Annotated in this window: 13 protein-coding genes; 6 read left to right on the top strand and 7 right to left on the bottom strand. The window is 55.3% G+C overall.

Annotated elements, in window-relative coordinates; all coding sequences use genetic code 11:
- The first annotated feature begins 39 nt into the window (after positions 1-39).
- The 5 genes from HG15A2_RS20575 to HG15A2_RS20555 all read left to right on the top strand — a co-directional run bounded on the left by HG15A2_RS20575 (position 40) and on the right by HG15A2_RS20555 (position 6,912).
- The gene (locus HG15A2_RS20575) at positions 40-549 is read left to right on the top strand and encodes a hypothetical protein (RefSeq protein WP_145062867.1); all 510 of its coding nucleotides are present in this window, start codon (positions 40-42) and stop codon (positions 547-549) included.
- Positions 550-627: 78 nt separating this feature from the next.
- Positions 628-1,359, top strand: a complete 732-nt coding sequence (locus HG15A2_RS20570; RefSeq protein WP_145062865.1) for a hypothetical protein — start codon at positions 628-630, stop codon at positions 1,357-1,359.
- 281 nt (positions 1,360-1,640) lie between these two features.
- The gene (locus HG15A2_RS20565) at positions 1,641-2,660 is read left to right on the top strand and encodes a beta-ketoacyl-ACP synthase III (RefSeq protein ID WP_145062863.1); all 1,020 of its coding nucleotides are present in this window, start codon (positions 1,641-1,643) and stop codon (positions 2,658-2,660) included.
- Positions 2,661-3,230: 570 nt separating this feature from the next.
- Entirely contained in the window at positions 3,231-5,060 is a 1,830-nt protein-coding gene (gene pepF, locus HG15A2_RS20560; protein WP_145062861.1) for an oligoendopeptidase F, read from the top strand.
- A gap of 394 nt (positions 5,061-5,454) precedes the next feature.
- Positions 5,455-6,912 (top strand): sulfatase family protein, encoded by a 1,458-nt coding sequence (locus HG15A2_RS20555; protein ID WP_145062859.1) that lies wholly within the window; start codon positions 5,455-5,457, stop codon positions 6,910-6,912.
- A gap of 308 nt (positions 6,913-7,220) precedes the next feature.
- Here the strand turns inward: HG15A2_RS20555 and HG15A2_RS20550 are convergent, their stop codons facing one another.
- The 4 genes from HG15A2_RS20550 to HG15A2_RS20535 all read right to left on the bottom strand — a co-directional run bounded on the left by HG15A2_RS20550 (position 7,221) and on the right by HG15A2_RS20535 (position 14,775).
- Positions 7,221-8,756: a sialate O-acetylesterase gene (locus HG15A2_RS20550; protein ID WP_246117814.1), complete on the bottom strand. Its 1,536-nt coding sequence runs from the start codon at positions 8,754-8,756 to the stop codon at positions 7,221-7,223.
- Positions 8,757-9,002: 246 nt separating this feature from the next.
- Positions 9,003-10,265 (bottom strand): DUF6786 family protein, encoded by a 1,263-nt coding sequence (locus HG15A2_RS20545; RefSeq protein WP_145062857.1) that lies wholly within the window; start codon positions 10,263-10,265, stop codon positions 9,003-9,005.
- Positions 10,266-10,323: 58 nt separating this feature from the next.
- Entirely contained in the window at positions 10,324-11,964 is a 1,641-nt protein-coding gene (locus HG15A2_RS20540) for a glycoside hydrolase family 172 protein (RefSeq protein ID WP_246117813.1), read from the bottom strand.
- Between the two features lie 72 nt (positions 11,965-12,036).
- A complete protein-coding gene (locus HG15A2_RS20535; RefSeq protein WP_145062855.1) occupies positions 12,037-14,775 on the bottom strand; it encodes a GH116 family glycosyl-hydrolase in 2,739 nt (912 codons plus the stop codon).
- 148 nt (positions 14,776-14,923) lie between these two features.
- Here HG15A2_RS20535 and HG15A2_RS20530 point away from each other — a divergent pair, with 148 nt between their 5' ends.
- Positions 14,924-16,279, top strand: coding sequence for an alpha-L-fucosidase (locus HG15A2_RS20530; protein WP_145062853.1), 1,356 nt, complete (start codon positions 14,924-14,926; stop codon positions 16,277-16,279).
- Positions 16,280-16,368: 89 nt separating this feature from the next.
- On the opposite strand, the gene HG15A2_RS24980 is transcribed toward HG15A2_RS20530, so the two are convergent.
- From HG15A2_RS24980 to HG15A2_RS20520, 3 genes are all read right to left on the bottom strand, one after another.
- Entirely contained in the window at positions 16,369-16,710 is a 342-nt protein-coding gene (locus HG15A2_RS24980; RefSeq protein WP_315851229.1) for a hypothetical protein, read from the bottom strand.
- A gap of 111 nt (positions 16,711-16,821) precedes the next feature.
- Positions 16,822-17,796 carry a sulfatase-like hydrolase/transferase gene (locus HG15A2_RS20525; RefSeq protein ID WP_315851207.1) on the bottom strand — a complete coding sequence of 325 codons (975 nt, stop codon included), beginning with the start codon at positions 17,794-17,796 and terminating at the stop codon, positions 16,822-16,824.
- Positions 17,789-20,632: a GH116 family glycosyl-hydrolase gene (locus HG15A2_RS20520; RefSeq protein WP_145062851.1), complete on the bottom strand. Its 2,844-nt coding sequence runs from the start codon at positions 20,630-20,632 to the stop codon at positions 17,789-17,791. The genes HG15A2_RS20525 and HG15A2_RS20520 overlap by 8 nt, the downstream gene beginning before the upstream one ends.
- Positions 20,633-20,640 lie beyond the last annotated feature (8 nt).

The following is a 20,640-nucleotide window of genomic DNA, read 5'->3' as shown; positions in this document are numbered from 1 at the left end:
CGCGAACCCTAGCTACCACCTAGCCAGCACACAAAAATCATGTTTTACGTCTGCATCCTACTTTTCTTCGTTTTCTTCGCTGGCATCGCCATGACCATTGGCGAGGGACTGTGGAGCAACACGGTCAACTTGCTCTGCCTGCTTATTAGCATCCCAACGGGCTACATCGTTGGTGTGCCGTTTGGCATTTGGGGGTTTGAGCAAGCGGACACAAGCGACGGAAATTTCTGGTACTTCATCTTTGCCGGATATTGGCTATCTTTCTTCGTGTCGATGCTGGTGCTAAGAGTGCTCTGCGACAAGGCTTCGCGAGTGAGGATGCGGTTTATTCCCCAGTTTGAAATGGTGGCTGGTCCGCTCATGGGCCTGTTCGTCGCGGTTTTATTTACTAGCTGGCTAACATTCACTATCGTGTATGGTCCCAGGCAAGCCGGTGTCTGGGATACATCGAAAATGGCCGACTGGGAAAAGTCCACGATTCAGTATTTTAACGCTCCGGCCTACAATCTCGTCTTGGCTTTCGAAGACGACGTGAAGAAGTTCAAGTAGCAGTTTTCCGTGCAAGATATCACCGCACCGCGATTCGAAGCAGCGTGTTTCTTGCCAGCGGGAAGAAATGAATAAACCATGGACTCGGAACACAACAAGACGGACGAGTATCGCAAACTGCACCCGCTGGCCGTGGTGGCGCTGCTGCTGGGAATTGCTTCGCTGGTCGCGTTTGCCTCACCTGGCATGTGGCTCGTGCCGTTGCTAGCCGTTTGTTGCGCACTAATCGCGCTCTGGCAGATTCACTTGCGTCCCGAACAACTGGCCGGTGCAAAGCTCGCACGCTGGGCGCTCGCTTTAGCCGTGGTGATAGGCATGGCCGCTATCTCAAAACGGACCATCACCAAGGGGCTGCTGCACCAACAGGCGGAGACCATCGTCGAAGGCTGGCTTTCAGCTCTGGCCGAAAAACAATACGACAAATCACTGCGATTTCTCACTTACAAGGCAGTCTCGACCTTTGCGCCTCCGCTTGATCCTCGCGCCTCGCCCGATACCCCACGCCCCACGGAAGCGGAAGCCAAGCTCATCGTACTCACTGGCCTGCGCGAAAGTCCCCTCGCAGAGCAAACTGCCCAATTGGGGGAATCGCCCAACGCAGTAGCGCTGGGCCCGCTTTCCGGCACCAGTGCGCGCGGAGCAACGCAGCTTCTGCCTGCGGTTTATCGCGTGGAAAGTTCCATCACGGATTCCACCGGCAAGCCGTTCACGCTTTCCGTCGTACTTGCCTGGAACGACTTGGACGAAGGCAGCCGACTGCCCGCTCGCATTGACCAATGGAGAATCCTCGAAGAAGAACCGCAACAGTAACTGTACGCACCAACAGGGCAAATTACTTCTGGTCCGATCACAACCCTAAGCGTAAGCGAGGGGCATCGCCAAAACGGTTATTCCCTCACTTGCGCTTCGGGCTACCACATAACACCATGCCCAACATGAAATAGTCGTTTGGCCTAGTCGCCCCCAAGCCTGAGCTTGCGGATTTCGCCTTTCTGTCGTACCTTGCACAGCTTGCCCGCCCACGGCATTCCCCCCTCCGTCAGCCCGACTTTATAACCCGTCTTCCCTGCCGCCACCGAAGGTTTCCGTTTATGAGTGACGAGACGCCGTCGATCGGCGGAGCACCATTGAGAAGCCTGACCGGCGTGCGTATTGTCGGGACCGGCAGCTATGTGCCGGATAATATCGTCACCAACGACGATCTCGCTAGGCTCGGTTGCGATGCGGACTGGATAATCCAACGCACTGGCATCCGTGAACGCCGACACGCGCCGCCCGGCATGTCCACCGGCGACATGGCCTACGAAGCAGCGAAGAAGTGCCTCGACGCAGCCGGCGTTTCAGCAAGCGAAGTCGACCTGCTAACCCTCGCCACATTCACCCCCGACCGGCTCGCCCCTGCCACGGCCACCACAGTGCAAGATCGCCTAGGATTGAGCTGCGCGGCAATGGACATCTCGGCTGCTTGTGCCGGCTTTACGTATGCCCTCTGCACGGCTATGCAATTCGTTGCTACGGGTTGCAGCAAGTACGCGTTGGTGATCGGGGCCGATACCAATTCACGCATTGTCGACCCCAACGACGTCAAGATTTATCCCATCTTCGGCGATGGTGCCGGTGCGGTGCTGCTCACCAAAGGTAGCGACGAACAAGGTGCCCTCTCCTACACCCTGGGGGCTGATGGCAGCGGCACGGAGCTGCTCTACCGACCCGAAGGGGGCTCGCTGCAACCGTGCGCGATCGGCGCGCCTCCGACCAACGACTACTATCTGCAAATGAACGGCCGCCCCGTGTTCAAGTGGGCCGTGCGGCTGGTAGAAGAAAACGTCCAGCAAGTGCTCGACCACGCCGGCCTCGCCAGCACGGACATCGCCTGCTATTTGTTTCATCAAGCCAACGCGCGCATCCTCGACGCGGCTGTGTCTAGTCTAGGAATCGACCGTGAGCGCGTCGTCAAACACATCGACCGCTACGGCAATACCTCCGCCGCCAGCATCCCGCTTGCCCTGGACGAAACCTACCGCGCCGGCGGCGTCAAAAGCGGCGACCACCTACTGATGAGTGGTTTCGGCGCGGGTCTCGCGTGGGGCACCATCGCCTGGCGGTGGTAGACGTTGCCCTCGTTCTTTTTGAACCACAGAGGACACGGAGATTCACGGAGGTAATCGTGAGGTGACGAAGGCCATGCCGAGTTATTCTATAAGGCGCCTACTTGGTATTTGTTCCTTGGTCGCGATTGTCTCGTACGCTTGGGGCTATCGCAATCAAGCTCTAGGCTGGATTCTGATCTGTTTTTCAATAGGACCTGCAGTAGCTTGGCTTTCGCTACCGACAAAGTACTCACCTATCCTCGGTCTTTTTGCAGCTGGTTTCTGGAGCCTCATGGCGTTAGTCGCTTGTTTGCCAGTTGCGTACTTCATAGCAAACGCTGGATACGATGCTTACCCGGTAGCCTACTTTGCAGTAGTCATTGCAAGTGTCTTAGGTGGATATCTCGGTGCTCGAGTTGAACAGAGTCGCCTTAGAATGAAACACGATGAAGAAGAAGCTTAGGGGTAAGGTACCCTTGCTCCCGATCACACCACTTCGCGCCTTAGCGCCTTTGCGAGAGAATTAAGCCTCAAGCATTTTCTCTGTGAACCTCCCCGACGATAGCAAATACTGCTCTGTGGTAAAAAATAATGGCCGCTACCAAAACGAAACGAAAACCCCGCCCCAAGACACTTCCACCCCGCTCCAAGGTGAAAGAAGCCGACACTTGGAACCTCGAAACGCTCTTCCCGACCGATGCCGCCTGGGAGAAGGCGTTCACCAAGTGGAAGAAGACGATCCCCCAGTTCGACAAATTCCGTGCGAAATTGGGCGACAGCGCCAAACAACTAGCGGCATGCTTAGCGTTCGATGCGAAATTCGACGAGCAGGCCGAACAGATCGGCACCTACGCGTTCTTGAAAACAGCCGAAGACCAAACCAACAGCGAATACCAACGCATGGTCGGTCGTTTCCAACACGCCGCCAGCGAAGCTGGTCAGGCAGCCAGTTACATCCGGCCGGAAATTTTGGCGATTTCCAAGAGCAAGTTCCAGAAGCTGCTTAAGGCCAAAGAGTTGCAACCGTACCAGTTGGTGCTCGAGCGCATCGCCCGCTATCGCCCGCACACACTCAGCGATGCTGAGGAGCGCCTGCTCGCCATGCAAAGCGAAATGGCCGACACTTCGAACAAAGCGTTCCGCCAGCTCACCGATGCCGATTTGAAGTTTGGCATGATCGAAGATGCCACGGGGCAAGAAATCGAGCTCTCGCATTCTTCATTTTCGGCCATGCTGCACTCGCCGAAACGCAGCGTACGCAAAAAAGCGTTTCACCAGTATTACGAAGTCTTCGAGTCGCACGAGAATGTACTGGCCGCCACGCTCAGCGGCTCGATCCAACGCGACGTGTACTACGCAAAGGCCCGCGGCCACGATAGCGCCCGTGCTGCCGCATTGTTTCCAGACAATGTACCTGTGAGCGTGTACGACAACCTCACCAAAGCCGTCCGCGAACGCCTACCGGTACAGCATCGGTACTACGATCTTCGCAAACGCAAGATGAAGCTCAAGGAGGTTCATCACTACGATACCTACGTGCCGATCCTCAGCGATCTCGACCAAAATCGCACTTGGAAGCAAGCCGTCGATGTGGTCATGCGCTCGTTGGAACCATTGGGCAGCGATTATTGCAACGTGCTAGGTGAAGGGCTCACAACCGCTCGCTGGTGCGACCGTTACCCCAATCGAGGCAAGCAAAGCGGCGCTTTCAGTTGCGGCACATTCAACGCGGCCCCGTTCATTCTCATGAATTACCAGGAGAGCGTGCTGGATCACGTGTTCACCCTCACGCACGAGGCGGGGCACTCCATGCATAGCTACTACTCCTCAAACAATCAGCCCTACTTGTACTACGACTACGTGATTTTCGTGGCCGAGGTCGCCAGCACGTTCAACGAGCAACTCCTCAGCCGCCAGTTGATGAGCGAAGCCAAGAGCGACAAAGAACGTGCGTACCTCGTGAACCGCGACATCGACGCCATCCGCGGCACGATCATCCGCCAAACGATGTTCGCCGAGTTCGAGAAGATCGCCCACGAGCTAGCCGAATCCGGCGAGCCGCTCACCGTCGAGTGCTTCAAGGAGGAATATCTCAAACTACTCGAAGCGTACTTCGGCCCCGACTTCGCCATCGATGAGCAGTTAAAACTGGAATGTTTCCGCATCCCGCACTTCTACCGCGCGTTTTACGTGTACAAATACGCCACCGGGCTGTCGGCCGCAATCGCCCTGAGCGAACGCGTCATCAACGGCGGTGAGAAGGAGTTGAACGACTACCTTTCCTTCCTCAAAGGCGGCTGCTCGAAAGACCCGCTCGACCTGCTTAAAGACGCTGGCGTGGATATGACTAAACCAAAGCCAGTTCGAACGGCGCTAGATCGGTTTGAATCGTTGGTGGATGAGCTGGATGAGCTGCTGTAGGGCCGCTGTGCGGACCATGTCGTAGCGCATGTCGAGCTCCGCGAGGCGTACCGAACCGGTGTTCATGGTACGCCTCGCGGAGCTCCACGTACCCTGTTCTGGTTGGAGCGGTCAAGTTTCCCCTTTTCCTTTTTTGCATTTTCTTGAAAGCGTCGAATTCGTCGCGGCCTGTTTTTCGACGTGGATCAGCCTGTTATGCGTGGGTCGTGAGCCACATGACCTGACCCGCTCGGTTGCGTTTTCGATTGATTGCAGGTATTCATCGAGCACTTCCTGCGAAGCTTCGTCTCCCTTACAGTGGAATTTGTACGTTCTAATCTAATTGTTTGCGCCTCCGATGATCGTCGCGGAGATGAAATTCTATTCTTGCAAAGTAAGAAAAAGGATTGTGCTCATGGGCAACAAACTAGCGGTGGTTCGCGTAGCCGCCATCATCGCGGCATTTCCCTTTTGTGGGCAAGCTGCGGAAATCGACAAACCAACTTCCAAGCCAAACATCGTTGTTCTATTTGCTGACGACTTGGGGTATGGAGATGTCAGCTGTTATGGCGCCAAGAAGATCCACACACCCAATATCGATAGTCTTGCCAGTGAGGGGATGAGGTTTACCGATGCCCATTCAGCAGCCTCGCTTTGTTCGCCTTCTCGCTACGGTTTGCTCACGGGATGCTCCCCCTGGCGACTGCACCAACGAGGCAACGGCTATCGACTTCGCCCAGGGCAAACGACAATTGCGTCCTTCCTAGAAGACCAGGACTACACCTCAGCTGCCATCGGAAAGTGGCACCTTGGATACAGCAAGGATTGGAACAAGTTGCCCATCACGGGGCCCTTGGAAGTCGGCTTTGATTACCATTTCGGTGTGCCGTCGAATCACAATGATTCAACCCGAGCATTCATCGAGAATCACGATTTGGTTGGTCGAAAGGCCGGTGAAGAGTATCGCATCGTGCGTGGGCATGACTTTCCGAAAGGTCTTGCTCACCCTCGTGTTGAGGACCAGGTAGACAGTACGCTCACGAGCAAGGCTGTCGCGTTCATCCGTAAGAATGCCGACAACCCCTTCTTCCTGTACTTCACTCCCTGCGCTCCCCATACCCACGTTACTCCGGCAGCGAAGTTTCGTGGGACGAGCGATGCCGGACTGTTTGGGGACCATGTCCAGGAATTGGACTCCCATGTGGGAACGATTCTCAGGACCTTGGATGAATTGAAACTGACCGAGAAGACGCTCGTTATTTTCACAAGCGACAACGGCTCTACGCCCAAAGACTTCAAAGGGACCCAAGGTGTCAAGCTCAACCTTGCCGACGACTCCGGTGAGATCCGAGAGAAGTTCAAAACCGCTAAGGCAGACGCTAAGAGGAGGGGCCATGTCACCAACGGTCCGTGGAGAGATGGGAAGGGGTACGCCTACGAGGGAGGGCATCGCATCCCGTTTATTGTGCGCTGGCCCGGACGAATTGCTGCTGGGAGCTCATCGGACTACACGTTCAATCTGACCGACTTGTTTGCTACCTCAGCCGATATTCTTGACTGTGAATTGCCGCCGAATGCTGCCCAAGACTCTATCAGCCTTCTCCCAGTCATGCTCGGTGAGGCAGACCATATCGCTCAGCGCGAGGCGGTCTTCATTCTTGGAAATGGTAAAGACAGTTCTATCGCTGTTTGCACGGGAAAGTGGAAACTAATTGTGCGCTACGGTCGTGACAGCGACCAAGGCAATGAGCTTTACGATTTGTCCCAAGACCCAGGGGAGCTGACAAATCTCGCCGAGGAGTCCCCAGAAGTGACAAAGCGACTCGCAGCCGCTCTTGAGAAAGCCGAGGCCGACGGCCAAACTCGTCGCTAAGCGGCCATAGCGATCGCTTCCAAAAATGTCATCACACGGAGTCCGAGAAGAGGCAAGCTGCGCTTGCCAAGCAACCAGCCTTTCGAACAAATCGCAGCTTGTCCAAACTCAGCCGAGCGTGAACTCGCCGAGAGGCAAGGACAATCGCATTACAAAGTAGCAGTGCCAGCGTTGTGGTACTGATTACCCCTCCACTATGCGATTGAAAGGTGCCTGTTTCCAACTTCGGTAGTGATCCCGAACGCCCACGCGTGAACTCTGTTTATCAATCACGCACGCTTTTCTTCTAACACAACTTCCTACTACTTTCAGGGATCAAAAATGTCTGTCCGAAACGGGTAGGCAGGCAACCCTGCCTCGTTTACCAAATTAACGCTCGGTTTTCCGGCAAAGGCGTAGCGGACGTAGAGTGGCTTTGCCACCTCAGTAGAACTCAGCACGACGCATTCCCCGCTCAACTCAGCATCGGCTTTCATCCATTGAGCGGATTCATCTGCTACCCAGAATGCCGTAGGCGCTTTCCCGTCGCGCGTCTTCAGTCCTTCGGCATGCTCGAAGTGAACGACTAGGCGATTGACTTTGCACTCCACCGCTTTCATCACCGGCCCCTGCGCCTGGATGTCATGCCCTAGCACGTCGCTGGCAGCAAGCAGCGCCAGTCGCTTTCCAACGGGGAGTTTGTCTGTGGGACGGATGTTTTTTATGTGACCCAGATCAATCGTGTTGACTACAGATGTGTGCGGTAAATCGAGCGCCTTCAGCTGTGACTCGCGCATCCAAGCCCAGGAATGGGCAACAGGGCTTTCGGCTCCGCCCTGCGGTCCGCCCGGCAAAGTCTTTCCATAGCCGGGGAGCATCACGACGAGAAAATGCAGATCATCACGTCCCCACTCTTTTCGATAACGCCGCACCCATGCCTTGAACGTATCCCCATATTTCAAGATGCCGGAGTTTCGTGAGAACCAGGGCTCAGTCAACATCCCAAACATCGACTGGGTGTTTCGCTCGCCCTGATACCATACCAACCCCCGGCAGCCATAAGGAGCCAGCGGATGCATCATGGCGTTGTAGAGGATATTCGACTGGCGGCGCAAAAAGATATCTTCGCCTCTGCTCCAGGGCCTGGGCCCTTCCAGAATGGCAGCGATCCGGTTCCGGGTTTTGGTATCGGCATCAAACTCATCGATCATCGTCCTGAAATGCGGTACCGTTTCCGTTATATCGCGAGGCATCCACGCTTCGAGAGAAGAACTGCCCCAACAGGTCAGGATGATCCCAACCGGAACATCGGCAGCCTCTTCCAGAAAGTAGGCAAAAGAAAAGGCCACGGCACTATCGGGATGCTGTTCGACCCATTCGCCCTCGCAGGTGTCCTGTTCGGCAAACGCCACCGTACGTTTAACATTGAACGTGCGAATGTGTTTCGCCTTTGGAATCAATGCTTTGGCCTCAGGTACCCTGTCCAACGGGAACTGCATATTCGACTGCCCGGAACAGATCCAAACTTCGCCTACAAGGAGATTCGAGAGTTCGATTCTCGGATGGCCAGGTGAAGTGACGGAGAGTATTCGCGGGTCGAATGAAGCGGGCAAGGAATCGAGCATCACCTTCCACCGGCCATCGGAATTGGCCACAGCCGACTTCTTCTGTTCCGCGAACTTCACCGTGACGGTTGTCCCGGCAGCAGCATTGCCCCAGACCGGGACTGGCAAATCACGTTGCAATACTGCGTTGTCTGTGAACGGCGATGCTACTGTCAGTTCCGCCCGTGCGATTTCCGGAATGAGCCCAGACACCAGTACCAATGCAAAAACCGTTTTCTTCATCAAGAAACTAGTTTCCATTGCTTTCTCCTGTCAGGGACATTGAATCGTCTCGTACCCCAGGTTGTTCATATCTTTGCTCAACACAAAGATGCTTCGCGCACTGTGTTGAGCTGGGAGACATCATCTGAACTTGGCAAAGCGAGAGGAGACCTACTTCCAGTCGTCTTGGTGATCCTGCAGGGTTTGTTCGTCGGCGGCCCAACAACAACATTGCCGAATTCCACCCTGTATAATCCCTGCAGGACGCTGCCATGCGACGAATACCTAGAACTGCCCCTTGATCGTCTCCAAGTTGACGCCCAGTACCTTGACAGCAACGACGTCGAGATCTGCTTCAGTGCCGTGGAAGTGCATCGTCCGCTGCACATGCCGCATCGTCTCCCCCGGTTTGAGAGCTGCGGCGGGTGACGATGTTTCAAGCTCGTAGAATGGCCCTAGCGGATCAGCGCCCGGCTCAGGAGAGCCGTCGTTGTAGGAGTTGATCACATCGCCGGCATAAGGCTCTTTCTGATGCTCCCACATCGAATTGACGTAGCCGTTTGGCGCGGATTGTTGGTTATAGGTGACGATGGTGAGCACCTGGCTATCGGCATCGTAGCTACCGGCTACGCCCTTGGTGCGTTTCGGACCAATGCCGATCTTACCGCGACGGGTTCCATCGCCTTTGAAATAGAGGATGTCCTCATCCACCTCCAGGTATTCGGGCGGAACCTTTCCGAAGTACGTGTCGTTCACTTTCGGGCCAAGTTCGGCATCGGATCCCGACTTGAATGGGATGACCACGGTGGTTCTTGGCGCTGGATTGTACATGCCAAGAATCCAGATCGACGGCAGGCCCGTTTCAGGGGCCCATGGTTGCTCACCGGTATTGGTCAAGCGGTTGTCGGTCTCGTAGCCGACCATGCGAATACCTTTGGCCAGCTGGACCCCAACAATTTGTTCGGTGGCGGCTTCATCCAGCAAACGAACAGTCCGTTCGATGCCCATCTTAAAGACGGTGCCGCTGTAGTTCGTCAATTCACAATCGCGTCGAAAAGCGACGTTATCTTTCGACTTTTCAACCAGCTCGAACGGTTCGGTATCGATGACCGCAGGCGTATGCCAGTCGGAAAAATCGAACTTGGAACCTGGCTTGAAGTATAGAGCAAACTGCCCGCCTTCTGGGCCAAGCCAAAATCGCTCTTCACCGCCGAAGACATAGATGTGCTCCTCGAGTTCCCCCTTCCGCTCCTCGTCGGAGAGAAGCCCCTTCTCAATAACCGGCCGGTTGATCCATCCGAAACTCGGACCTGTCTCGCGATCAAAGGTGCTCGTCATCACCCGGCCTTGATAGGACGGCGCGATGGCAATCGCAGACTCGCCTCTTTCCAAGACAACAAGATCGGTATGCGATTGCAAGAATTCCACGTCCTGAGCAAACTCTCCACGCTTCTGCATCGATCCTGACTCCTGAGCCTTGAGTTGCGGTGCCAAGCCAACCAGCAAGAACAGACCGGCAAACAGTGTAAATCCAGTGAAGGTTTTCATAGTATCACTTCTAGAAAATTGTAGCATGGTAGTAAAACTAATCTGCAGGTCGAAAAGATCACTCAACATTGGCCACTGGCGGTACAAGCAAGACTCCTTCGGGGTCCGGCGCGCGGTTTGAGACCGTCTCTGCATCACCGTACCAATAGACTCCAACACCGTAGCCCATGTCGCAATCCGTCCAGTGCCAAACCTCCATGTCGAGCTGCAAAGAGGATCCAAAGGGCATCGTGTCGAGCGCACGGCTGCGGGTTTCTACGCTGAGGCCCAGCGTGTTGCGCTCATTGGAAGTCTTGCGGTTTAGCTTGTTATAGATATGGGCACGTGGCTGAGCATGGAAAGGATGCTCATAGAAATCAGTGCTCACCCCGCCCCAAGAATAAGCGTAATAGTCTTCAGTTCCAGTTCCGAAGATCGACGGAAAGTCCTCGCCATCGACCCAGATTTTTTCGTCGCCTTCACCCCACCAATTAGCGACGGGGTTCATGATCGTCAGAGTGTCCCCTACGTATACACCGCGGCCTTTGAGGGTTACATAGTTCCAGTCCGAACGGGGACGTGTCGGAACAGGAGATTGTCCCCGCCAAGCGGCATTGAAATACATGGAACGATCATCCCAGGTCCACTTGCCGGTTTTCACTTCCAGCTCGGCATGAACAGGTTCACTGCTGAGATTAACCAGCGATACCTTGCCGCCTACCTGGTAGGGCATTATCCAGCGACAACTCAAGGTGCCGTCTTCAGCCACCTTGCGATACCATCCTTGAAATGGATTCAACCCGATGCCGCTGCCAAAGAAATCTCCGATGGGACACCAGACCGTCTCCTTGCCATCGAACTCCATCTTCAATACTACCTGGCGGGTGACATTGGGATCCGTATAGCTGCCCAGTTTCACGGAAAGCTCTCGCACTGCAGCCGGCCCGGCCGGCAGGTCCAGCGACTCCTTTTCCTGAGTGCCGAGCTCGGCACTAAATCGAAATGGATCACCCGCACTGGCAGTCACTGGATTCAGAAGCGTCTTGCCCGTCTCTTCTATTAGCTCCTGGGCCGCCTCGAAGTCCTCCATCGTGAAGGTTGTTACTGGAATACCTTCGTCATATTCCCGAAAAGTGAACTGATAAAAGAACGGCATCGCGGTTGTCGTCACCTTGCAGCTTTTTGCATAGGGAATCGGGAAGAAGCTCACGGCTGAACGCAGCGACGGATGGGCAAAGGGATAGGGAATCAGGCCAGTGCCATCGAACATCCCTAGCATGTTGCCTTCCAGTGTTGGCTCGCTGGCACCGTCGAGATAGACGCGCATGGTGATATTCGAACCACTGTTTTTCGGATTATGCCAAGGCATCCAGGTGCGTACGATGGCGCCAGGCTTCTGATGGTCCATCAGTACCCATTCCTGTTCACCGTTGTTTTCTTCAATGCGAATGAAATTACGATCCTTCTTCCCTGAATTGTAATCGTGATTGGTGAACCAGCCTTTCTCCTTTGCGGGGATTTTCGATGCGCGGTTGTAGCTGCTGTGCTGCTTGAGCCTGAAACTCTTTTCCGGATAGCGCGCTACGGACTCACGGTCGACCATTTCGCTCAACAACGACTCAATTGAGACCGGTTCGGAGGCACCTGCCGGGATGGCGCCCAAAGCAGTGATAGCCAGGCAGCACCAAGCGAGCCCCATCATGTTGTAGATCATGTTCATTGGAATCCTCTTCTTTATTGGTCCATTTTGTTCTTGCTTTCAAATCCACGCCGATTTTCCATCATTCGTATGCTAACCATGCTGCACGTTTAGAATTTGGCCAGCGGCCATATTCATACCCGTCGGGAACTGAATGACGGTGCGCGGGCCGTCGTTTTGGGAACGGACATCAAGTTGGCGACCATCGAGTGTGATTGCGACTTTACCGGCTTGGGTCCCGGGCGCAGAGTCGAGGGCCAACTGTTTCAGGTGAAGTTTACCGTAACGTAGTTCAATCGTGTTTTCCTGCCGGCCGCCTTTGACGGACTGATGAAAGCGGCCCCAGCCTTCGGCGGCGGTGAAAGCTGCCCTGAATTTTTCTGGGCTGAGTCGCGGTCCGAAGGCGAGCTTGCCTTCCGGACCGTCGTAGCGATATCCGCAAGCCGCCAGGTAAGCTCCATAGCAGGCCATCGCTCGCGAGTAATGGTCACTACACTCGACTTCGTTGTACGGGTTGCGAACCTCCGGCTGATAACGGTCATAGATTGCTTTGCCGATGGCCATGCCCTTCTCCACCATGCCCTCCCAGATCATGTGGGCGGAAACCTGCCACTCAAAGCCGGTCATGCACTCGTTGAGATAGCCGGCATAACTCGCCTTACCACTCTTCGGATCGATTTTCCCATTCGGGAAGCTGCACATCACCAGCCCGGCATCGCCCGCCGCGGCGTACCAGCGCCCATTGGTCATCACCTTGCGGAACGCGCCAACATTGGGCGTAAAGTTATATTTCCACAGCGCATGCAGTGACTTCCGGATTTTGTCCTGTGGCAGGATCGGGTCGATCCCGACATTGTGTAACCAAGAATCACCCAGCACCTGGTCGATGTGGCAGCCATTGGTCGAGCCGTGCTTTTCACTATCCGCATCCCCCGGCTTGTGGATGAAGTAGCCAAATTCTTCGTTCCACAGCAGATCTACCATTGCTGGTGCGCCCTTTTCTACGATTCGCTCATAGCGTTCGGCCGTCGCCGGTTGTTTCATCTGGCGAGCCATGACCGCGGAGGCTTTTAGGGCCGCATGATAAAGGTTGATCAACCAATGCACCTGCCCGAACCAAGGCTCATCCAGGGTATTGTGCTGGGCGCCTGCCAGCATGCCATCTTCTTCTGGGTCCCACTTTTGAATCACGTGATCCATCGACAGCTTCACCCGGTCCCAGATGCTCGTGAGAAAACGGTAGTCCGTGGTCATCTGACTTTCGCGAAGCACGCGCAGAATCGTGCCGCAGTTACCATCAATGGCTTCGCCAAACCTCCCTCCCATATAGCGATGGGAAATGGCCCCCGTTTTCGCATCAAAGCCCAGGCCATATTCGATCTTGTCGCGGTTCTCGCATTCGATGATCGGGAAGATGCGGGCCAACCCCTGTGCGTAGTGCCAGACGTGGGTGCAATTCCCAGGACAGCATCGCACTCCTTCTTCGAAATTGTAAATTTCTGTATCGCTTCCCTTGGGGAAAACCCGCTGTCCCATTTGTGTTTGCACACAGTCAATCGGGATAAACGATCGTTCCAAGAACCAATAGGGCAGGGTGGAATCGTACCAGGTATCCACCCAGGCCTTGGTCGTGTCGTACAACTCCTTCTCTCGTCTGGCCAGTTGCTCCGAAGCCTTAGCCGCTGTCGGCCATAGGGTTGCATAGTGGTTCCGACCGAGAGCGACTCCTTTGGGTCCAAAGTTAACGCCATACTGCACAAGAGGAAAACACCAGGAGACGGCAAATGACACGGCCTGAGATTCACCCGGCGCGAGGGTGAGCTTACGGCCCAGCGAAGCGAATGCCGGTTGCTTGAAGTCCTGTTCGCTATGTTCACCCTCCTTAGCGCCAGCATCTGATGAAAAGATGCCCTTCGCATCTGGCTGGCTCTTCTCAAGGCCTACAAGCTCTGGCCGCTCTTTGCCAAGGATACCCAGCGCCATCGAGCAGTGGTCGGGCTGGTCCTCCATCGCAGCGTTCTGGAACTTTGCTGAGCACTCGACTGTGGTAAGGTTATCGTGCTCGCGATATACGGTGACTTTCTGGCCCTTTGCTGCCTGCCCTTTCGCTCTCTTAGCAGACTGGCGGTTGGAGATATTCTCGATCCAGCCGGCAATAGAAACGTCTTGGGCGGTGGAGTCGGTGTTCGTCAGCGTGTAGCGCATGACGATGACCGGATAGCTGGACTCATCACGATTGAGCGGAATGAAAGGCGTATAGGCCTCCAATTGCACTGTTACTGGACAAGAATCGTCGGCATAGTTGACCTTTGCCATTGGATAGTGATTTGTGAACCGGACCTCGTTGAAGCCATGCGAGTCGAGGGTATGAACGTTGCCGCCCACTTGCAGCGCAAAGCCCTGGCCTACGGGAGACTGTGCTTCATCCGGGTGCATGTAGCGAGCACCTTTTGGGTTGTTCTTCTTGTCCTTCGTAGCATCCAAATTCCAATACCAGAGTCGGCCATCGCCGCCGAGATAAACCTGCCCTGTGCAGATCCCATTGATGGGCATCCCGATAAACTTCAAGTCGTCGCCGGTCGCACTGAGCGCTTCCCCCCGCGCATAGAGGCTCGCGATCCAATCCGGGCTCAGCTTCTTGTCTGCGGGAATGATGCTATCCAAGTCCTCCGCCTTAAACGGCCCAGCCATCACCTTGGTCCGGCCTACCATCAGCATCGCGGCCGTGAGCCCGGAAGCTTTGATGAAATCGCGCCTTCCCATCGGGTCCGGGCTGCATGAAGTGGCATCGCTGCAACAGGTATTGCTGAAGGAGTCCGATTTCTTGTCCATCGTTCATCCCGATTAGATTAGTGCTTTTCAGTATCCGCCTAGCGCGTTCCCGATGGCATCTGCCCACAGGCTCCGCCCTTAAGTATACTAGTGGTCTGAATCCTTCGGGGCATTATCGCATAAACTTTTTGAGTACAAAAGGTTCTACATGAATACCAACCTACCCACGCTAGTAGCAATCCTGCTGATCTTATCCTCGGTCTCACTCTCTTATTCCGAGGACTCTTCGCGGGATGGAGTTCTGCGCAACGATCCCCAACGGGAGGCGGAGTTCATGGACTGGGGCCTGGGTATGTTCGTGCATTGGTCGCACGATTCTCAGCTGGGTTCAGTGATTAGCCACTCCATGGTCGGTGCTTCCGAGGAGTACCTTGATCGCTTTATCAACGAGCTGCCAAAGACGTTCAATCCAAAACAGTTTGATCCGGATGATTGGATGGAGATCGCGAAGATCGCCGGCATGAAATACATGGTGCTAACGACCAAGCATCATAGTGGCTTCTGCATGTGGGATACTGAGACCACCGATTATTGCATCATGAATACGCCCTACGGGCAAGACATCGTAGACAAGTATGTCGATGCATGCCGGCGGCACGGCATCAAGGTCGGGTTCTACTTTTCACCAGAGGATTTCCTCTTTTTGCATCGTCACGGCGAAGTCGTCCGGCGAAAGGGCACGACAGGCAACGAGAAGTCGGCCCTATTGGCCTACAATAAGAAGCAACTCGACGAACTGTTTCGCAACTATGGCGACATTGATGTGTTGTTTTTCGATGGCGAAGGAGGACCGGAGCTAGCCAAGTACATCCACCAGCTACAGCCTCAATGCATTGTCACCCGCGGCGAAATGGAGACGCCAGAGCAACGCCTACCCAAGGAGCCTCTGCCGGGGCCTTGGGAGTCGTGTTTTACTCTTGGAAGCCAATGGCAATTCAAACCCACCAACGAGGATTACAAAACGGGGACCAAGTTGATCAATATGTTGATTGAAACCCGAGCCAAGGGGGGCAACCTGCTAATCAACGCAGGCCCAGAACCTTCGGGAGTGATTCCCGTTGAACAGGAACGCACCTTCCGAGAACTGGGTTTGTGGATGTTCATCAACGACGAAGCAATCCGCGGCATCCGACCGTGTCCCGTGATTGGTGAAGAAGGCGTATGGTACACACAATCCAAGGGTGGCAATTCTGTCTACGTGTTGGTGACAGGCCACACGGGTCCGGAAAAGCGTTGGCCGCATGGCGAGCGGAAAGAGATCTTGCTTACCGAGCTACAGGCCACCGATGCCACCACGATCTGCGTGCTTGGGCAGAACGACAAGGTTCTTGAGTACAACCCGGACGCCAATGTTGAGTCGCGGTTCACCCAAACGCCCGAGGGCCTGAAACTTTCTGTTGCCCGGGCCCAACGAATCTACAACAACAAGCGATGGCCCAATGCTGTGGTCATCAAACTCGACCAGGTCAAGTTCGTTAACGGCAAGCATGAAAGCAAGAAATGAATCACGCCGTTGGAGGAGACGTTCGATGTCCTCTTGAACGCTGAAGCGGGCGAACTGTGTGACTCAGAGAATTGGGTTTGAAGAGAAGTCTATTTCTTTCGCCAAACAGTTCGGGCGTTGGCAGTGATTTCTTGATCGAGTTCGGTCATGCGTGCTAGGAGAGCAGCGACTTTTTCGGGATTGCTGTCGGCCAAATTAGTTGTCTCGCTGATGTCGTTGGTAAGGTCGAACAGCAGGATTTTGGGTTGGGGTGGCTGGACTTTTCCCTGGTTCGCATCCTTGCGTTTCGCAGCCTTTGACTTCTTGACGAGGATTTTCCAATCTCCCTGCCTGAGGCCCTCAAGGAGTCCCTTGCTGCTGTAGAAGAGGAGTTCGGTGCGTGGGGAGGGAGCATCGCCGGTGAGGGTCTGGCTGAGATCATGACCATCGATGTCAATGTCTTCTGGTAACTCGGAGCCGGCTAGCGAGGCGAGAGTCGGTAGAAGGTCAAGGGTGGACGTGAGGGCACCGCTGGTCGTTCCGGCGGGTATCCGTCCGGGACCCTACACGATGCATGGCACCCGATGACCACCCTCGAAGGTCGTGCCCTTGCCGCCGCGAAGTGGCAGCGCACTCCCTGCGTGATGCTTGTAGCGAAGCCAAGGACCGTTGTCAGAGGTAAAGACGATGTAGGTGTTTTCAGCCAGGCCAAGTTCCCGGACCGTTTGCACTAGACGGCCGACTTCAGCGTCCAGGTGTTCAATCACACACTTGTAGGCGTGCTTCGGGTTAAGGTCATGGACGTCAGCCGGAACAAAAAGCGGGATGTGCGGCATGCTGTGTGGCAGGTAGAGAAGAAAAGGCTTATCCTTGTTGTCGCTGATGAATTCTACGGCTTTGTCTGTATAGCGACGGGTGATGGTGCGTTGATTCACGGGAAGCTCAACGATTTCATCGTCAACGACAAGTGGAGCATTCCAAAGTTCTACTTGCTTGTCCTGGTGGATCCATGCGGCGTCATCGCCGTGGGGAACCTTTCTTATGTTCTTAGGACGGTTCATGTCGTTTGAGTAAGGGATGCCAAAGTAAGAATCAAAGCCGTTCTGGCGTGGGAGCACCTCTCTGTGGTGGCCTAAGTGCCATTTGCCAACGCAGGCGGTGGCGTAGCCGACCGAGCGTAGTTGGTCGGCAATGGTGTGCTCATCGGGACTCAAACCGTAGTCGTCGTTGGGGAACAGAACTCCGCTGTGCATACCGACTCGCTTGGGGTAGCTGCCGGTAAGCAGCGCGGCTCGGGACGGCGTGCAGACTGAACTAGGGACATAAAAGTTGGTAAGTCGGCGCCCTTCTTTAGCAAGTCGATCGCAATGCGGAGTGTGAATCGTTTTCGAGCCGAAACACCCTAGGTCGTTATAGCCCTGGTCATCGGTGAAGATGATCATGAAGTTGGGCTTGGCTGCGACCGTGCACGATGCAAGCAGACAAGCCCACCCGACGGCAAGCAAACCGATCTTCTTCAAACAACGTTTTCTAGACATAACGAGCCTCCATTTTCTGCCCCGCCTTCAAGCTTAGTCCATTCGGAAAACGAACAACGTAACGACCTTCCTGAATTTGCAGATCTGCCGCAATCTCTTTCCCGTCAACGACTACAACCGCACGACTGGCCGCAGTGCCTGCGACTTGATCCAAGGTGAATTCGTTCAGTGCGAGCTCTCCGTAGCGCAGCTCAATTGAGACGGACTGCCTGCCATCGACTACTTTCTGGGCAAAGCTGCCCCAGCCCTCGGCCGCGATGAACGGAGCCTTGAAGTCTGCTGGGCTAATACGCGGCGCAAAACCAAGCTGACCCTTGGGCCCATGATATTCAAACCCACAAGCGGCGAGGAAGACGCCGTAGCTCGCCATGGAACGGGCATAGTGATCACCGCATTCGATCTCGTTGTAGGGATTCCTCTTTTCCGCTCCGTACCGCTCATGCACCGCCTTTGCGATGGCGAGGCCTCGCTGCACCAACTGGCTGTTGGGTTCGCCTTCATAGATCATGTGCGCCGCGACTTGGTACTCGAAGCCGTTCATACACTCGTTGAAATAGCCACCCGGGCCGGTATATACCGGCGGGTTTTCCTTGGTCCTCAGGTGATCTCCAGGGACGGCCTCGGTGGCACCTCCCGTGGGCCAGGTACACATCAGCAAACCGGCTTCCCCGGGCATCGCATACCAGCGAAACGCCTTTTCGATTTGGATGTGATCCAGCGCATATTGGCCGGCGTCGGGAGCAAAGTTGTACTTCCACAGGCTGTTGAGCGCTGCAACAGTTTCTTGCTTCGGGATTACGCGACCCAGTCCCACCTGCTTCATCCAGGCCTGCCCAAGTACCTGATCAACGTGACAACCCTTATTCGAGTTGAGAGCGCGTACGGTCGGGTCGGGTTTGTGAATGAAATACTCCCCGTCGAACACTTCTGCGATTATACTCTTTGAGCCCCGATCGATGATCGTACGGCACTGCGTGGCGAATTCCGGGTCGCCCATCTCGAGGGCCATCGCTTCGCCAGACGCCAGCGCCGCAAGGTACATCCCGCTCAACCACCCCATGGGTCCATGCCAGGAGGCATCGAGCGTGTGTTGTTGTTTGCCTTCGAGCAGCCCGTTGCCATCGCCGTCTTGACGAATCAAGAACTCAATCGCTTTCTTGACATTCGGCCAAATTTGCTTGAGCAAGGCACTGTCTGAGGACATCTGGTGTTCGCGGTAGGCCCGCAGGATCGTGCCAGCCTGCCCATCGATAGCAGGAGTGGCATGGAGCTCACCACGATGCCCGATGATGCCAGTATCGGGATGAAACCCGATGCCGTCTTTGAAGTCCACCATCTCGCGAAAGGCACGCTCGATCTCGGGGAACACTCTCCCCAAGGCTTGTGCATAGTGCCAGACGTGAGTGCAGGTTCCCGGGCAGCAGTCCACGCCTTCCCAACCGAAAGGGCGACCATTGTCGAACCAATGGAAGGTTTGGGTCGCCATGCAGTCGATTGGTATAAAACTGCGGTCGAGCAACCAGAACGGCAGCGTGCTGTCGTACCACGTGCGGTTCCAGTCGCGCGTGCCACCGAGCAATCGCTGCTTGTTCTCACTTAGGTAACCGGCCACTTCGTCAGCCGAGTCGAACCAAGCCGCATAGTGCCTACGCAGTTTTGTGAACTCCCGTAGGCTGCGCATGTGCTTGCGACCTTTGCCCTTCTCGTTGTAATCAGGAAAATACCAAGTGATGGCAAAGTCGACTGTTTTCGACTCGCCGGGTTGGAGGTCGAACCGAGCGGCCAGTCCGCCAACAAGCAGCTCGTCCATGGGCTTGCTGGTGGCTTGGGAATCGAGCCCGCCCATTTGTGCGAATAGACCTTCTGGGCTGTCGGGGTCGGTCAATGAAGTCGCCGAGCTGATCGTGATGCCAGCCTCCTTGACAGGGTCGTGAAGAAGGCTCAGCGTGGTGGAGCCATAGCCATGTTTTGACTTAAGACCGTTACCCTCCGCGGAACCGAGCACGCTAACCCGCCCCTCCGACTTTACGCATTGGTTCTTGCGCTGTCCGAGAGATGCGTCGGTTGTGTAGGGGCAGGTCGCATTCTGCATCCACCCGCCGAGATCGACCTCAACAGACGCATCGGTCGTATTGGTGACGGTGAAGCTCATCACTGTCGCAGGTAGGGCGGAGTCTTTGGCATTGAGCGGAATAAACGGGCTGAATGCCTCCAGCTCGATGGTCACCGGGAATTCCGGATCGACGTACGTCACTTTTCCAACCGGGTACTCACCGCGAAACGTCACCCCGGGAAAGCCCTGTCGGTCGAGCGTACGCGTGCCGGCGTTCGTGCGAATAAGAAATCCTTGCTGCACGTCAGCGCCGTTGCGGTTAGTGTACTGCTCTCCTTGTGCGACCGGATGCGCGTAGTGCCCGCCGAGTGTGAAGGCGGCAATGCGTTGTCCGTGGTCCTTCTCGCGTTCGTAGTTGCACTTGAAAATATCCCACAGCCAAAGCCGACCATCGCCGCCAAGGTACAACTGGCCGCAGCCAATGCCGCCAACGGGCATGCCAATGTACTTCAGTTGGTCGCCCGAGAAGACCTCCGCCTGGCCACGATCTGTCAGCGTGTTAACCCATTTGGGGGTTAACTTCTTATCGGCTGGGATCAGATGCTCTGAGCTGTCTTCGGCAGCAAACGGCCCTGCCATCGCCTGCTCGCCGAGCGGGAGCGCCGAAACCGCTACCCCCGCGCCCAATAGGTGCAGCATGTCCCGACGGCTGACGCTTGGTGTGCACCCGCAGGAAGTGGAGCAGCACTCGTTTGTTTCTTCTACGGAGTTTGGTGTAGGCATTGCTTATT

The sequence above is a fragment of the Adhaeretor mobilis genome (assembly GCF_007741515.1).
Lineage (GTDB): Bacteria > Planctomycetota > Planctomycetia > Pirellulales > Lacipirellulaceae > Adhaeretor > Adhaeretor mobilis.
The sequence above is the reverse complement of the archived record's forward strand: the minus strand, read 5'-3'. Positions and strand labels throughout refer to the sequence as shown.

Bases quoted from the DNA above. Each gene is read 5' to 3' on its own strand.
- HG15A2_RS20555 (WP_145062859.1), top strand. From the start codon at position 5,455: ATGGGCAACAAACTAGCGGTGGTTCGCGTAGCCGCCATCATCGCGGCA.
- HG15A2_RS20550 (WP_246117814.1), bottom strand. From the start codon at position 8,756: ATGGAAACTAGTTTCTTGATGAAGAAAACGGTTTTTGCATTGGTACTG.
- HG15A2_RS20540 (WP_246117813.1), bottom strand. From the start codon at position 11,964: ATGAACATGATCTACAACATGATGGGGCTCGCTTGGTGCTGCCTGGCT.
- HG15A2_RS20520 (WP_145062851.1), bottom strand. From the start codon at position 20,632: ATGCCTACACCAAACTCCGTAGAAGAAACAAACGAGTGCTGCTCCACT.
- HG15A2_RS20535 (WP_145062855.1), bottom strand. From the start codon at position 14,775: ATGGACAAGAAATCGGACTCCTTCAGCAATACCTGTTGCAGCGATGCC.
- pepF (WP_145062861.1), top strand. From the start codon at position 3,231: ATGGCCGCTACCAAAACGAAACGAAAACCCCGCCCCAAGACACTTCCA.
- HG15A2_RS20570 (WP_145062865.1), top strand. From the start codon at position 628: ATGGACTCGGAACACAACAAGACGGACGAGTATCGCAAACTGCACCCG.
- HG15A2_RS20545 (WP_145062857.1), bottom strand. From the start codon at position 10,265: ATGAAAACCTTCACTGGATTTACACTGTTTGCCGGTCTGTTCTTGCTG.
- HG15A2_RS20530 (WP_145062853.1), top strand. From the start codon at position 14,924: ATGAATACCAACCTACCCACGCTAGTAGCAATCCTGCTGATCTTATCC.
- HG15A2_RS20525 (WP_315851207.1), bottom strand. From the start codon at position 17,796: ATGTCTAGAAAACGTTGTTTGAAGAAGATCGGTTTGCTTGCCGTCGGG.
- HG15A2_RS20565 (WP_145062863.1), top strand. From the start codon at position 1,641: ATGAGTGACGAGACGCCGTCGATCGGCGGAGCACCATTGAGAAGCCTG.
- HG15A2_RS20575 (WP_145062867.1), top strand. From the start codon at position 40: ATGTTTTACGTCTGCATCCTACTTTTCTTCGTTTTCTTCGCTGGCATC.